General features: G+C 49.3%; 11 protein-coding genes. 5 read left to right on the top strand and 6 right to left on the bottom strand.

Annotated features, from left to right (window positions below; genetic code table 11):
* Positions 1-8: 8 nt before the first annotated feature.
* Complete coding sequence (gene guaB / locus JWG88_RS04630; RefSeq protein WP_306793057.1) at positions 9-1,472, bottom strand: IMP dehydrogenase; 1,464 nt, start codon at positions 1,470-1,472, stop codon at positions 9-11.
* 300 nt (positions 1,473-1,772) lie between these two features.
* On the opposite strand from guaB, the gene JWG88_RS04635 reads away from it, so the two are divergent.
* Positions 1,773-2,381, top strand: a complete 609-nt coding sequence (locus tag JWG88_RS04635) for an L-threonylcarbamoyladenylate synthase (RefSeq protein ID WP_205232544.1) — start codon at positions 1,773-1,775, stop codon at positions 2,379-2,381.
* Here JWG88_RS04635 and JWG88_RS04640 read toward each other — a convergent pair.
* From JWG88_RS04640 to JWG88_RS04660, 5 genes are all read right to left on the bottom strand, one after another.
* Complete coding sequence (locus JWG88_RS04640; protein ID WP_205232545.1) at positions 2,365-2,649, bottom strand: HU family DNA-binding protein; 285 nt, start codon at positions 2,647-2,649, stop codon at positions 2,365-2,367. The genes JWG88_RS04635 and JWG88_RS04640 overlap by 17 nt on opposite strands.
* Before the next feature lie 124 nt (positions 2,650-2,773).
* A complete protein-coding gene (locus tag JWG88_RS04645) occupies positions 2,774-4,504 on the bottom strand; it encodes a 30S ribosomal protein S1 (RefSeq protein WP_205232546.1) in 1,731 nt (576 codons plus the stop codon).
* Positions 4,505-5,088: 584 nt separating this feature from the next.
* Complete coding sequence (locus JWG88_RS04650) at positions 5,089-6,621, bottom strand: DEAD/DEAH box helicase (RefSeq protein WP_205232547.1); 1,533 nt, start codon at positions 6,619-6,621, stop codon at positions 5,089-5,091.
* Between the two features lie 181 nt (positions 6,622-6,802).
* Positions 6,803-7,573, bottom strand: coding sequence for a hypothetical protein (locus JWG88_RS04655; protein WP_205232548.1), 771 nt, complete (start codon positions 7,571-7,573; stop codon positions 6,803-6,805).
* A gap of 395 nt (positions 7,574-7,968) precedes the next feature.
* On the bottom strand, positions 7,969-9,141 hold the full coding sequence (locus JWG88_RS04660) for a type IV pilus twitching motility protein PilT (protein ID WP_205232549.1): 1,173 nt from the start codon (positions 9,139-9,141) through the stop codon (positions 7,969-7,971).
* 476 nt (positions 9,142-9,617) lie between these two features.
* Here JWG88_RS04660 and ilvD point away from each other — a divergent pair, with 476 nt between their 5' ends.
* From ilvD to phnD, 4 genes are all read left to right on the top strand, one after another.
* A complete protein-coding gene (gene ilvD, locus JWG88_RS04665; RefSeq protein WP_205232550.1) occupies positions 9,618-11,450 on the top strand; it encodes a dihydroxy-acid dehydratase in 1,833 nt (610 codons plus the stop codon).
* Between the two features lie 55 nt (positions 11,451-11,505).
* Positions 11,506-12,762 (top strand): MFS transporter, encoded by a 1,257-nt coding sequence (locus JWG88_RS04670; RefSeq protein WP_240194286.1) that lies wholly within the window; start codon positions 11,506-11,508, stop codon positions 12,760-12,762.
* 275 nt (positions 12,763-13,037) lie between these two features.
* On the top strand, positions 13,038-14,369 hold the full coding sequence (locus JWG88_RS04675) for a sn-glycerol-1-phosphate dehydrogenase (RefSeq protein ID WP_205232551.1): 1,332 nt from the start codon (positions 13,038-13,040) through the stop codon (positions 14,367-14,369).
* Positions 14,370-14,763: 394 nt separating this feature from the next.
* The gene (gene phnD, locus JWG88_RS04680; protein ID WP_353740658.1) at positions 14,764-15,777 is read left to right on the top strand and encodes a phosphate/phosphite/phosphonate ABC transporter substrate-binding protein; all 1,014 of its coding nucleotides are present in this window, start codon (positions 14,764-14,766) and stop codon (positions 15,775-15,777) included.
* Positions 15,778-15,808: the final 31 nt, after the last annotated feature.

Consider the following 15,808-nt stretch of genomic DNA (forward strand, 5'->3'; position numbering starts at 1 on the left):
ATTCGAGATCAGGCCGTTCTGTAATTCGGCGCCTCTTTAGTGATGATGACATCATGAACATGCGACTCCCTGAGGCCGGCAGATGAAATCCTCACAAAGGTGGCCTTGTTTCTCAACTCCTCGATGGTCGACGCCCCAAGATATCCCATGCTGGATCGCAGCCCTCCAAGAAGCTGGTACATCACATTGACCAGCGGACCACGATACGGTACTCTTCCCTCGATGCCCTCGGGTACCATTTTGGACTGGCTGGTGACATCCGATTGAAAATACCTGTCGGATGATCCCGCGCCCATGGCCCCTAAAGAGCCCATACCCCGGTATCCCTTATATGTGCGTCCCTGGTAGAGAAAGGTTTCCCCGGGTGTTTCATCTGTTCCGGCAAAAAGCGAACCGATCATAATGGAATGTGCTCCCGCCCCTATGGCCTTGGCGAGGTCGCCGGAGTGCTGGATCCCACCGTCAGCAATAATGGGAATTCCATATTTTTCACCTACACTGACGCAGTTACGCAATGCCGTCATCTGCGGCACGCCAACGCCGGCGACGATCCTGGTGGTGCAGATTGATCCCGGTCCCACACCTACCTTGACCGCATTTGCCCCGGCTTTTATCAAATCCATAGCTCCTTCGGCTGTGGCCACATTCCCGGCAATCACCTGAATATCGGGAAAATTCGACTTCACCTTTTCAAGGGAACTGATAACCCCTCTGGAATGGCCGTGGGCCGAGTCGAGGACGACGACATCCACCCCCGCCTTAAGCAGCCTTTCGGTATTTTCGAGCAAATCATCGCCAACACCAATCGCCGCTCCGACAATCAGTCGGCCGAATCCATCTTTTGCGGCGTTGGGATATTTTTTTATTTTCTCCAGATCCTTTATGGTTATCAGACCTTTCAAATTGCCGGCATCGTCCACAACCAGCAGCTTTTCAATTCTATGTTCATGGAGCAGGGCTTTGGAATGCTCAAGATCTATGCCGACTCTCGCAGTAACCAGATTCTTGCTGGTCATCACATCGGCAACCCGGAGATCGCTGTCGGAGACGAAGCGTAGATCACGGTTAGTGACGATACCGACAAGCTTGCCCTTATCCAGGACAGGAAGACCCGATATTTTGTAGGTACTCATGATTTCCTGAACCTCGGCCACCGACTGGAACTGATTGACGGTTATGGGATCGATGATCATGCCGGATTCGGACTTCTTTACCTTTTCAACCTCGAGCACCTGGCGATCAATGCTCATGTTCTTATGAATTATACCGATACCGCCTTCCCTGGCCATGGCTATGGCTGCGCGATGTTCGGTAACCGAATCCATAGCAGCGCTGACAAGCGGAGCATTGAGCGAAATTGAATCGGTAAGCCTGGTGGCAAGTGAAACGGAGTTGGGCAGGACTTCCGAAGAGGCGGGTACAAGTAGTAAATCATCGAAGGTCAATGCTAATTCAATATTCTCCGGCAGCATGGTCGGCTCCTTTTCCAGAAATTTAACATAAGGCGGACAACAAGGAAACATCGCTGATGTTGACGAAATATCAGGATGATTCGCTACAAATTGTCTCTGCCTGTACAATACAATATTTATGACTGTTGCAGCAAAAATTTTTACGTATTAACGTGTGAAGTTATTGTCCTTGGCAAACATATGCATATACTGTCAGGATTCCCACTGAAATTAACTCTATTATATGGAATCTTCTCTCATTCAGCAGAAGAAAATTCCCGGAAAGTATTCCACTCCAAATAGGATAAACACACTGGATCCATGCTTATTTCAATCAACCCGGATAATCCGCAACAGCGTCTGATCGATCAGATAGTGAAAAAGCTGCAGGAAGGTGCAGTTATCAGTTATCCCACCGATACCGGATACGGCATCGGCTGTGACATGTTCAACCAGAAGGCAGTCAAGAAGGTCATCCAGATAAAAAAAAGGCCGAAGCACAAACCTTTTAGTTTCATGTGCTCCAGCTTAAAAAATATCAGCGAATATGCCCACGTTTCAAACACTGCCTATCGTTTGCTCAAAAAGAATCTTCCCGGCCCCTATACTTTCGTCCTTCCGGGAACAAAGCTTGTTCCCAGGATAATGTCGACAAAACAGAAAACCGTCGGCATCAGAGTTCCCGATTCTCCGATATGCCTGATGTTGCTTGAAACACTCGGTAATCCTATAGTCAATACCAGTATCCCTTACGAAGACGATCCTCCTCCGACCGAGGCTTATGAAATCGAATTGATCATGGGAAACCATGTCGACATTATCATCGATGGAGGACCGGTTTACCCCGACCCTTCATCTGTGATCGATCTTACCGGCGATCAGCCCGAAATTCTGCGTGAAGGGAAGGGGAACCTCACTCCGTTTTACTGATGAGCGACTCTTTCAGAGATTTGCTCATGGTGAAATGAAGAGTTTTTCTCTCCGGGATATCCATGACAATGCCGGTTCTCGGATTTTTGGTGCTTCTTGCCTTCCTTTTTCGCGTAGAAAAACTTCCGAAACCACGAAGTTCCACCCTCCTGTCTTCTGCAAGGGCCTCTCCCATGGTATCAAGTATTATATCAAGAGCAACGCTGACATCCTGCTTCTGCAGAGACAGCTCCTCACTTACCTTATTGATCAGATCTTTTTTTAACATATTGAAAAACCTATTCGTTCTGCATTGGCTCCAGGGCCGTTAGTGATATAAAAAAAAAAGTTGTTTTACCGGATCACTCCGGTAAAACAACTTTGACTGTCAGTGAAGCTAGCCTGTCACACGCCTATTCTTCCTCAGGCTGGTTTCCCTCAGCTGCCGCCTTGAGCAGATCACCAAAGGTGGATGGTGATTTTGCAGCTGCATTTTCCTCACTCTTCTTCAGTTTTTCGATGGCCTGCTCTTCGCCTTCATCCTCAAGGGTCTTGATGGAAAGACCTATTTTCCTGTCTTTGGCGGAAACATTGATAACGATTGCCTTCAGTGTATCGCCGACCTGATACATTCCGACCGGAGTTTTGACCTTATCTTTGCTGATTTCCGATACATGAACAAGACCTTCGATGCCTTCTTCGAGCTTCACAAAGACGCCGAAATCGGTGACATTGGTGATCTCACCCTCAACGACTGTCCCAGAGGGATAGTTGTTGTAGGCCTCCTGCCATGGATCCGGAACTAGTTGCTTGACGCCGAGGGAGAATCTCTCGTTCTCTTTGTCGATTTTCAACACGACAGCCTGAATGGTCTCGCCCTTGGTGTACTTTTCGGAGGGATGCTTAATACGTTCGGTCCAGGACAGATCGGACACATGAATCAAACCATCAATACCTTCCTCGATACCAATAAAGATACCGAAATCAGTAATATTCTTGATTTTTCCTTCAATAATGGAGCCGACGGGATAATTCTCGGTAACCAGATCCCAGGGGTTCTGCTGGAGCTGCTTCATACCAAGAGAGATGCGTTTGGTTTCCGGCTCAATATTCAGAACCATAACCTCAAGCTCGTCACCAACGGAAACCATCTTGGATGGATGACGCGGCTTCTTTGACCAGGTCATTTCCGAGACATGAATAAGTCCTTCAACGCCCTCTTCGAGCTCAACAAAGACGCCGTAATCGGTTATTGAAACAACCTTTCCAATGGTTTTCTCGCCCACCGGATATCTATCTGTAACCGTGGCCCAGGGATCTTCACGAAGCTGCTTGACACCCAGCGATACTCTGTCGTTCTCACGATCATACTTCAGTACCTTGACTTCGAGTTCCTGGCCGACCTTGTAGAGCTTGGCTGGATGCGAGACCCTGCCCCAGGAGAGATCGGTAATATGACAAAGGCCGTCCATGCCGCCCATGTCAATAAACAATCCGTAATCGGTAATATTGGTGATGGCGCCTTTGATGATCTGGCCCTCTTCAAGCTTCGAACGCATTTGTTCGCGCAGCTCATTTCTCGCTTCTTCCAGAATGGCTCTGCGGGAAATTACCACGTTGTTGCGCTTGCGATTAAACTTGAGGATCTTGAAATCAAAGGTATCGCCTATCAATGCATCCAGGTCCTTGACCGGACGCAGGTCGATCTGAGAATAAGGCAGGAATGCCGGAACACCAATATCGACAGACATTCCGCCCTTGACTCGACTTTCAATTCTGCCTTCGATGGTGCCGTCATCTTCCTGGATTTTAGCAATTTCTTCCCAGACCTTTATGGCTATCGCCTTTTCCCGGGATAAAAGAAGTCCACCTTCTTCTTTGCGTCGCTCAACAAAGACTTCAAAGGTGTCGCCAATACCAATGGCTGCATCTTCTTCCAGACGGAATTCCGATTTAGCGATATAGCTCTCAGCCTTATCACCGACATCAACAAGAAAGTAATCCTCAACGGATCCGATTATGGTGCCTGTGGCGACATCGCCGACGGCAACTACTTTATTGTTTTCTTCCATTTCGAAGAGTTCTGCAAAACTTAACTCTTCTCCGCCTGATTCCTGGGATAATTGGTTTAATTCTTCTGTCATGGATTTCGCTCTTTTTGGACCAAAGCCCAAATAGGTTAAGGTTTGTCTTTTCCCGAGTTTTTCGGGTGGTTAATGAAATGAGACCGCTGTCAGTGCAATTTCATAAACTATAAGCTAGAAACATATAGCAAATTTTCAACGCATTTACAAGCTTTTCTTCACAGACCAGCAACCAACCTGGACTTTGAGGAAAAAAAAATGATGTGGAACTGCGGCAAATATGAGGATGCAGACATGCATCCATGCCTGGCTTCGCGGTTTGTTCTATTTAAATCCACTCGAAAAAGCCGATCTGCAGGTCAAGGATATTTGCGCTTCCGCCTGCACTTGTGCCACATCCTCGAAATCCTGCTATTTGCTTTCAACTCAAGTGTACATTGTATTACACAAGCATGTATTGGCAAGGCCTCGACCTTGTTTTATCTATGTTTTTTTTTGATTTCTACGATCAATCAAAGAAGAGGAAAATCATCGAAGATGCCGGGATTCCAATCGACCATCCCGCAAAAGTCGGGGACAAGTCCTCGTGACCGCAAAAATTCTGATATTTTTCTACAGAAAATCAGATGGGCCTTCAGGCGTCCTCAGGCGTTCCTTTTCGGCTGCCGCTTGCCATGGTAGCTCCGGCCTTTTGACTTTGCCTTGTAATTTTTACTGCCGCTGTTGGGCGCCTTTGGCCCACTATAGGGCACACCTTTAGGCGGTTCTATCAACAGGTGCTCTTCGGGCGAAAAGCATTCCAGCTTTTTTCCCATGAATTCTTCGATATCCGGCAGGATAAAGCTGCCCTCCTCGCAGGCAAAGCTGACGGAAACCCCGGCGGCGCCGGCTCGACCGGTTCGGCCTATTCTATGGACATAGTCCTCCGGCTCATATGGCAGGCTATAGTTGACGACATGAGTTATCCCCTCCACATGAAGCCCCCTGCCGGCCACATCGGTAGCCACCAGAACCTCTATACCACCGGCCCGGAAACGTTCGAGGCGGTCTGTCCTTTTTGTTTGAGGTACATCTCCAGTGAGCAAAGTGCAATTGATTTCATTGCGACGCAATCTCTCATAGAGCTTTCTCGCCTCCGCTTTCTGGTTGGCAAATACCACAATTCGCCCGCCTCCGTTCCCCTTGATGAGATTATAGAGAATTTTGTACTTTTCCGAAGCAGTCACCAGATAAACCTTCTGGTCCACACTTTCAACGGCAACCTGCTCCGACTCTACCACAACATTGACCGGATCCTTGCACCACTGGGAAGCTAGTCTTTTAACTTCTTCGGTTATGGTTGCCGAAAACATCAGGGTCTGCCGCGTTCCTCTGTTCGGCAATTGGCCCATAATGCGGCGCACATCAGGAATGAACCCCATATCCAGCATCCGGTCGGCCTCATCAATCACCACTATTTCGCAGCTTTGCAGATTCAATACCCCTTTTTGACAGAAATCCAGCAACCTGCCCGGGGTGGCGACCACAATATCACAGCGTTTTTCGCAGAATTCCATCTGCTTGCGATACTCCGTGCCGCCGTAGACGGCTGCCACCCGCAGATGTGTATAGCGGCTGAGCTCTTTGGCCTCTGCGGCTATTTGAATAACGAGTTCGCGGGTCGGAGCCAGGATGAGTGTCCTCACCCTGTCGGATTTCTTCTCCTTATTCTCTCCCAGAAGCCGCGTCAGTATGGCCATGAGAAACACCGCCGTCTTGCCCGTGCCGGTATTGGCATTGGCTACAAGATCTTTGCCCTCAAGCAGATGAGGTAAAGACTCAGCCTGTACCGGGGTGCAGTACTGAAAACCCAGATCAGCGATAGCCCGCATCACCTGCTGGGGAAGTCCGATATCATGAAACCGGACCTTACCGGGAAGAGGATCGACTTGAAAGCTGCTCAGCTGCCATTTCTTTTTCTTTTCCGGCCTGGCTTTTTGCGGGGCCTCTCTGTCGACCTGCTGTTGTTGAGGAGGGGAATTTTCATTTTTCTTTTCAGCCTGCTCGGGCGGGAGCGGGTTTTCTCCAGCAGTACCGTTGCGGAACTTTCCAGGTAGAAAGCTAAGTGATTTGCGCTTCCCCTGCATAACGGCATTTTTGATCTTCAAACGGGTGGTGGTAATTAGATTTATTATCATGAGATTTACGTTGGTGTATAAGAGAGTGACAGCGCATCTTACAAATTCTATGACGACTTGAAGACCGGACTATCATTCTACGGATAAGGAAAGCTCGACAGGTACAGCGGGATAATCAGGATATGCCTGGAAAAATTTCCATGAACCCGGAAACAGTTCTCCGGGAGTTGCTCACTTCTAGTTATTTGCCCTGCATACGAAGTTCCTCCGTGATCGGGCCGAAAAGCTCCTCATACTCCGGGATGGCCTTTCGTATAATGACATTAAAATACGGTATTTCGTTCTCATTTACAACCAGGTTCGCTGAATACGCCAGTGCCTGAAGATTATAAAGAGTTTTAAACTCTCTACCCACAAGGGTATAAAAGATAAAGCGCCGTCTCGCCATGGACATATCACACATGTATTTATGGAAAGCCGAGGATTCCAGTCCGTTTCCTTCATAACGGGAATGCAGGACAACAGCGGAATACTCGACAAACTGCATTTTCTCCATGGCATCCTGGACATTTTTTACAATTTCGGTTTTATACCCGATTCCCTCTATGCTTTCGATTATTGTGTCCCTGCTTTCGCAATCTTCCATGAGAATCATGGCAAGGGGTACATCTTCTATAACCTGTTCTTCATCAAACACGCCCTCTTCAAGCCAGGATATGTCAGGCGGAGCAGGCGGCCTGATGAATGCATTACCAGCAGCTCCCGGTTTACCGGATGCGTCGGTATTTGCCTTCGCTGCCGGCCGCTTCGCTGTCGGCGTTTGTGCCGCAGGTGTCTGTGCTGCTGATGCTTTTGGAGCGGGCGACAACATGGAACGATCAAGCTCGATGACCTCAGAACATCCCGGACATTTTATGCGGATGGTCTTCTCTGGGCTCAGCTTATGTATGCTCTCAAGCATTTTTGTGCTCAATTTCAGTTGTTTTCCACAGGAGCGGCAGATTGTATTCATCTCTTCCTCATTTTTTCGAGTGTATAGCAGGCTATTCTGGAAAAGCAGCCAAGCCAGCTAATTCAGCCGAGCTTGATATTCCTCGGAGGTATACTAGGGCTATTTTCCTTTAATCTACTAATCTTTTTATAACAGAATCTTGGAAGCAAAGAGTACTATCCGGCTGAGCTGGACTCTTTACAGTACCCCCTTGAGGGGTATAAGTACCCTGGCTGTAGAGCTCTCATTCACGATTTTAAATACATTTCTCGTTTTCTTGTTAAATGGCAGCTTTTAAGGAGTAAGGCACTAGCCCGGCTGAGCTGGATAAGTGCCTTGTCTGTAGAGCTCTCATTCACGATTTTAAATACATTTCTCGTTTTCTTGTTAAATGGCAGCTTTTAAGGAGTAAGGCACTAATAACCGGTATTCGTAGTTTCCTCTTCCTCCATGGCTAGTCCTGTGAGCGAAGTGGTTGCCTCGCCGCGCTCTGCTTTCACCTGATCAATACCGCGATGCATCTCATTCCTGTGCGAACAATAGGTCATGGCCGTCTGTTCACTGACAATGCCATGACTGTACAGCTCAAGAATATGCTGGTCAAAAGTGCGCATGTCAAGGGCTGAGCCGTTTTTGATGACATTGTAGAAGGTCTTGTCCTCGGACTCTCCATTGAGAATAAGATCCTTCACCCTCAGGCTGGTACGCAATACTTCCATGGCCGCCACACGTTCTCCGCCGATACGGGGAAGCAGCCTCTGACTGACGATCCACCTGATTGTATCAATCAGCCTGTTCCTGATCTGCGGCTGCTCATCCTTTTCGAACATACCGAGAATACGGTTTATGGTCTGTCCCGCATCGATGGTATGCAGAGTGGACAGAACGAGATGCCCGGTTTCTGCGGCCGTCAACCCTATTTCCATGGTTTCCCTGTCTCGCATCTCACCAACCAGTATTACCTTGGGAGCCTGTCGCAGAGAAGCTCTCATGCCGGTGGCAAAAGAGTTGAAATCATTGCCGAGCTCGCGTTGATTGAATGTGGCCCTTTTGTGCGGATGTATATACTCGATTGGGTCTTCCAGCGTAACAATATGAACAGGACGTTCTTCATTTATTCGATTAAGCAGGGCGGCCAGCGATGTCGTCTTACCGGTACCGGTGGCGCCTGTGAACAGAATCAGACCATTCAATTCACCGGCCATTTTAGAGAAAGATTTGGGAAACTGCATGTTTTCAATGGTCGGCACATCCGTTTCCAGTTTTCTCAAAACCGTGGAAAAGTATCCTTTCTGGGTAAAAATATTTACCCTGAAACGAGCCATGCTTCCCAGAGAATAGGAGAGATCGCAGGAACCATTTTCCACTAGATCCTTGAGTAGCCGCTTATTGTTGCCGATCAGATTCATGGCAAATGTCTCGGCCTGAAACGGGGAAATTTTTTTCACCGGCGGGGCTACCTGAACCGGCATCAGCTTGCCGTCGGCTTCCACCTGCAGGGTTTTTCCCACCGTGATATTTAAGTCGGAAACGTTCTTGTGCGCCTCCAACATGGTGGTAATCCAATAATCAATTTCCGGCTTTTTCATATCTTCCTCCTGAAAAAAAAGTGCATTCCCCCTTTCTTTCATAGTATATTGTTGCAAAAGTAACAAGATTTTCAATGCATCATATCATTATACCGCTCCTTCTTTTTAGTGCTTTACTCCCCAAAAACCACCACTAAAAGCAGGAAATGAAATAAACATTTAAAAATCCATGAATCAGTCTCTACAGCCAAAGCACTTATCCAGCTCTGCTGGATGTTGCCTTACTCTTGAGAGTCTGTCATAAAAAAACAAGAGAACAGAAAGTTAAAGACCAACAGCTTATCTCTACTGCCAAGCACTTATACCACTCAAGGGTACTGTAAAGAGTCCAGCTTTGCTGGATTGTGCTTCACCCTTAGAGTCTGTCATATACAAGAAAATGGAAAGCTAATAAAAGCCAATAGCTCATATATTCCACCAGGGCTTATCCGCAAGGCTTAGCACAAGGCTCAATATATAACTTAAGAGGATGATTAATGGCAATAAAATTACGAAGTGCAACCACAACCCAGGGCAGAAGAATGGCAGGCGCGAGAAGTCTCTGGCGGGCCAACGGCATGACCGAGGAGCAGATGGACAAGCCGATAATCGGTATAGTCAATTCATTCACTCAGTTTGTTCCGGGACATGTTCATCTGCACGAGATCGGCCAGCACCTCAAAAAACTCATAGCCCTGCAGGGATATTTCGCCGCGGAATTCAATACTATCGCCATTGATGACGGCATTGCCATGGGCCATGAAGGAATGCTCTATTCTCTGCCGTCGCGGGAACTCATTGCCGACAGTGTTGAATATATGTGCAATGCCCACACTGTAGACGCCATGATATGTATCAGCAACTGTGACAAAATCACCCCCGGCATGCTTCTGGCCGCCATGCGGCTCAACATTCCGACGATTTTCGTCTCCGGCGGGCCAATGGAGGCCGGCATTGTCGGCAAAAAGAAATATGACCTGGTCGATGCCATGGTAATGGCCGGAGATGCGGACGTCAGTGACGAGGAGCTCGATGCCATAGAACACAGTGCCTGTCCGACCTGCGGATCCTGCTCCGGTATGTTTACCGCCAATTCGATGAACTGCCTCAATGAAGCACTGGGTCTGGCACTGCCGGGTAACGGCACCGTGGTGGCAACCCATGTCAATCGCACAAAATTGTTTGAGAAGGCAGCCGCGCAGATCGTGAAAATAACCCGGGCCTGGTATGAAGACGAAGACAGCTCGGTGCTGCCCCGCTCCATCGCCCGCCGCGAGGCATTTATGAATGCCATGGCACTCGATATTGCCATGGGTGGCTCCACCAACACCGTTCTCCATCTTCTGGCAATTGCCGGCGAGGCAGGAGTGGATTTCACCATGAAGGACATCGACCAGCTCTCCCGCAAGGTTCCCAACCTGTGCAAGGTTTCTCCCTCCTCCTCGTATCATATTGAGGATGTCAACCGGGCTGGTGGCATCATGTCAATTTTAGGCGAGTTGGACAGGGGCGGACTGCTGGACACCTCGGTCTCACGCGTTGATGCCCCCAGCCTTGCAGAAACTCTGGCTGCCTGGGATATCGGAACGGACTCCGCCGGGGAAGAGGCCAAGTCTCTCTACCAGAGTGCCCCGGCCGCCTCCGGAAGAAACCTGGTCATGGGCTCCCAGCAAACCATGTACCGGGAGGCGGATCTTGACCGCTCCGCAGGCTGCATCCGCGATATCGATCATAGCTACAGCAAAGACGGCGGCCTGGCGATACTCTACGGCAACATCGCCGAAAACGGCTGTATCGTCAAAACCGCCGGCGTCGATCCTTCGATTTTGACATTCACCGGCACCGCACGGGTTTTCTCCTCTCAGGATGCCGCCTGTGACGCCATCCTGGATGGCGGAATCACCAGCGGCGACGTAGTCGTCATTCGCTACGAAGGTCCCAAAGGGGGACCCGGCATGCAGGAGATGCTTTACCCCACCTCCTATCTCAAATCGATCCATCTTGGCAAGGAATGCGCCCTGATCACGGACGGCAGGTTCTCCGGCGGCACCTCCGGCCTCTCCATAGGCCACGTTTCCCCTGAGGCTGCAGCCGGCGGAGCCATCGCTCTGGTGGAAAACGGCGATACTATCAAAATCGACATCCCCAACCGGAAGATAGATCTCGACGTCAGTCCAACGGAAATGAGCAGGCGGCGCGGCAGGGAAGAGGAGAAAGGCAAACTCGCTTTTACCCCTACCGATCGCAACCGCGTCGTTTCTCCGGCTCTACAGGCATATGCCCTGCTGGCATCATCCGCCGACAAAGGCGCAATCCGCAAGTTGCCTTAAAGGGTATGGATAAGAGATCAATGTCAAAACCGTAGCAGAAACAATCCCGGTACCAATGATGAAAAACGCTACCGACTCTTCCAGCGCCGTTTTGCCGAGGCTGCCCATCCACTATGGCTGGATCATAATGGTTGCCGGAACGGTTTGCATCTTTGCCTGTCTCGGACTGGGCCGTTTTTCGCTGGGCATGCTGCTGCCTTCGATGGGAGAGGCCCTGGGACTGAGCTATTCGCAAATGGGCTTTATTTCCACCGCCAATTTTGTGGGTTATCTCGGCGCCGTTCTGATCAGCGGCAGGATTATGCAGCGTGTCGGCGCACGCAATCTCATCGCCCTGGCGCTTCTGCTGGTGAGCCTCTCGATGATGGTTATCAGCAGATCTGACTCCATGACCGCCATTACCATCCTCTATATTCTCACGGGCATGGGCAGTGCCATGGCGAATATTCCCATCATGGCCCTGCTCTCCATCTGGTTCGCCCAGCATAAACGCGGCAAGGCCGCAGGGTTTGTTGTGATAGGCAACGGTTTCGCCATTATCTTATGTGGCAGCCTTATACCATACATCAACACCCTTCATAGTGATGGCTGGAGGACCAACTGGCTCGTGTTGGGAGGTATTGTTCTTTGTTGTGCGGTACTCTGTTATGTTGTGCTGCGCAACAATCCGGCGAAAGAGGGATTGCTGCCCGTAGGCGCTGAATCTGCGGAGCAGCAGAGCCGGTTCAGGGTGCAGTCCAGCGACGACATCGCCTTGAATTCGAAGATCGTTCTGCACTGCGCCGCTATCTATTTTCTCTTTGGCTTTACCTATGTCATTTATGTGACTTTCGTGGTCACCTCTATGATTGTAGATAGAGGCTATGCCGAATCCGCTGCAGGTATTTTCTGGTCCTGCATTGGCCTGCTGAGCCTGCTCTCCGGTCCGATCCCCGGTGCCTTTTCCGATAAATTCGGCCGCAAGACCGCATTGATTGCGGCTTTCTCAATACAGGCCATCGCCTATCTATTGGTGGCTTTGCCGCTGCCAAACATCTTTCTTTTCGTCTCCATTGGCTGCTACGGCATTGTAGCCTGGAGCGTGCCCTCCATCATTTCGGCCCTGGTCGCCGATTATGCCGGACAGCAGCGAGTAGCCGCCGTTTTTGGTTTTGTCACCTTCATTTTCGGCATCGGCCAGATAAGCGGGCCATATCTGGCTGGTCTGCTTGCGGAAAAAACCGGGAGCTTTGCCGGCAGCTTTTTCCTGGCCTTCTGCCTGGCGGTGGTTGCCATCATCTTTTCCCTTTTGCTTCCCGCAAAGAAATCGTGATCTGTACCTTAGAATGCTTTCATTTATTAAGTTAATTGGCTCTCCAATTCACAAAATAAATGCGTTTTTCGTTTTCTTGTATTTTTCGGTAGTTTTTAAGGGGTAAGCATTAAAGGTTGAAAGACAGCGATAATTTCGTTATGTAAAGCTAATGGCTTTCGTTTTTATCATCAAATCGATACTATCGAACACATGTAATTGAAATTAGGATCAATATAATGAAACTTCGGCATTGGATCCTCTAGTTCCTTTGCGTCAGAATACAGCGGATTGTCATGGAACATAGTCAACTCTTAGGTACTACTTTTAATTGTAGCTGTGGAAAAAAGCACACTGTTCCCACCGAGGAACTGGTCTATGGCAAAAATGCTTATAACGCGCTGCTGCAAAGGCTCCTGTCGGGTACGATCCAAAACGCCCTGATAATAGCCGATATTCGGACGTATGCCGCCGCCGGCCGCCTTGTTGAAAATCTTTTGCTCAAGGGAGGTATTGCCGTCTCACACTTCATAGTGCCCGATCGAGACAGCGAGTCCCCGGTTGCCGACGATGCCACCAAAGACCTTCTCTTCGAGAGTATCTTACCAGCCGACATATATATCGCTGTAGGCAGCGGTGTCATTAATGATCTGGTCAAATGGACGGCCTACCTGAAAAAGAAACCGTTTATTACGGTGCCCACCGCTGCGTCCATGAACGGCTACGCTTCCGCCAATGTCGCCGCAACCGTGGACGGCCTTAAGGTACTGTTCCATGCCGAGGCCTGCCGAGCGGTCTATGTCGACTCCCGCATCCTCCATGAGGCCCCCTATGAAATGACTGCCTCCGGCCTGGGCGATGTGCTTGCAAAATCCGTCAGTTCAGCGGACTGGAAGCTCAATCACCTCCTTTTCGATGATTATTTCTGCCAATTCTCCGTTGACCTGCTCAAGGACCTCGAACCCGTCTATCTTGATAACCCTCAACAGATCAAGAAACTGGAGCCGAATGCGGTCAAGGCACTTTTCGAGGCCCTTTTATATTCCAGCATAGCGATGACCATCACCGGAACATCGTCACCGGCATCCGGGGCCGAACACCTCATATCACATACTTTAGACATGGTGGCGGACAGGGATGGGCGAAAGCACGACCTGCATGGCCGCCAGGTGGGGGTCGCCTCTATTCTCATGGCGGCGCTTTATGAGCGAATCATGGACATAGAAAAACCGCAATTCAGAGAACCGCCGGCAACCATCGACACCGCATTCTGGGGCACGCTGGCTCCCGTTGTAGCCGGTGAATATCAGAAGAAGCAGGACAAACTCGCCAAGGCAGCAAACTTCCTGGCAAATGAAACCAACTGGAAAAAGCTACAGGAGCATATCAAACCCGGCCTGGTAGCGGCAACAAGATTGAAAAGCTGTCTTGCCCAGGCGAAAGCGGCTCATAGCTTCTCGGGGATACGTGATGACGGCCAGCCATTGCAGAGGGAAAAATTCAGAGCAGTCGTAGTGAACGCCCATCAGATGCGAGAGAGATTTACCATCCTTGATGTTGCCGTGATGTTGGGAATTATCCCGGATGAAATTGATCAACTTATCGAAAAATGGGTCAGCGATATCTAGTGTCGCTGCAAGTTGAAACTATCTTGTCCCTGAAACAGTTAGATCTTGAAGTAGAGGACAAAAACCGCTAAAAAGAGGCCTCTGATGGTATCAGAGAAAAACGGAAAGCACGTCAGAGGAAAAAAAGATTACACATACCACAACACCTATTAAACTCCGCCGGTTAACAGGAAATAGGAGAAAGTGAGGGGTATTTATTAAAATATCCCGGCATTAAGGAAATCAGGAGGGAATGAGAAACTGACAAATCCACAGAGCAGGAAGTCGCCCGCACGAGAGTTTTCAGTCATATCGTCGTGGTTGCAATGCCTTACCGGTTTTGTAGATCTAATTGGTTTTTCTGCTCCCTTGTTTTTTGTCACAAAATTCTACAATAGAGAGGATCAAAGAAATGATGAAAAAAATTGTAGCTTTCCTGGCGACATTTTCATTTTTGGCAGGCTTTGCCTACGCTGCTGACGACTGTACAAACAGAGGAACCCTGGATGAAATGTATTGCGATGAGAATATGGATCTCGTTGCCGATTCTCCAAAAGACCCGGAAGAATGGAAAGACCCCAACACCCTGGTGTTTACCTATACTCCCGTTGAAGATCCTGCAGTCTATAAAGATGCCTTCGCCGATTTCCAAAAATATCTGGAAGAGGCCACCGGCAAACGTGTTATTTATTACACTGTGCAGTCCAATGCCGCCGAAGTTGAAGCAATGCGTTCTGGCCGCCTGCATATAGCCGGCTTCTCCACCGGGCCCACCGGCTTTGCTGTTAATCTTGCAGGATATGTCCCCATGGCGGTTAAAGGTACCGAAGAGAGTTTCCAGGGATACAATCTGATTGTGGTGACCAAAAAAGAAAGCGACATAAAAGAACTCGCAGACATGAAAGGCAAACGCATTGCCCATACGTCGGCCTCATCGAACTCCGGTAATCTGGCACCGCGGGCAATCTTTCCGCAACATGGTATCGTCCCTGATGAGGACTACACCGTTGCCTATTCCGGTAAACACGACCAGTCCATTCTCGGTGTAGCTCACGGCGACTATGATGCCGCCCCGGTAGCATCCGACGTTTACTACCGCATGGCTGAGGCAGGCCGGATTGACGCTGACGATTTTCGCATTGTTTTCACCAGCCCGAAATTCCCTACATCATCTTTCGGTTATGCCCACAATCTCCATCCTGATCTGGTCAAGAAGATTGTAGACGCTTTTTACTCCTATCGCTTTACCCCGGAGATGCAGGAAACCTTTGGCGGCGCCGACCGCTTCTTTCCTGTAACGTATCAGGAAGATTGGAAGGTTATCCGTGATATCGCCGCCTCTACCGGCACCTCCTATAACCAGGATGGCCTGAAAAAAATGGCGGAAAAAGAAGCTGCCAAAGCAGCTGCTAAAAAAGCCAAGCAGTAAGCAGACATCGCAGGCGCCATTACCGCAGTGT

This window comes from Desulfopila inferna (assembly GCF_016919005.1).
Classification (GTDB): Bacteria; Desulfobacterota; Desulfobulbia; order Desulfobulbales; family Desulfocapsaceae; genus Desulfopila_A; species Desulfopila_A inferna.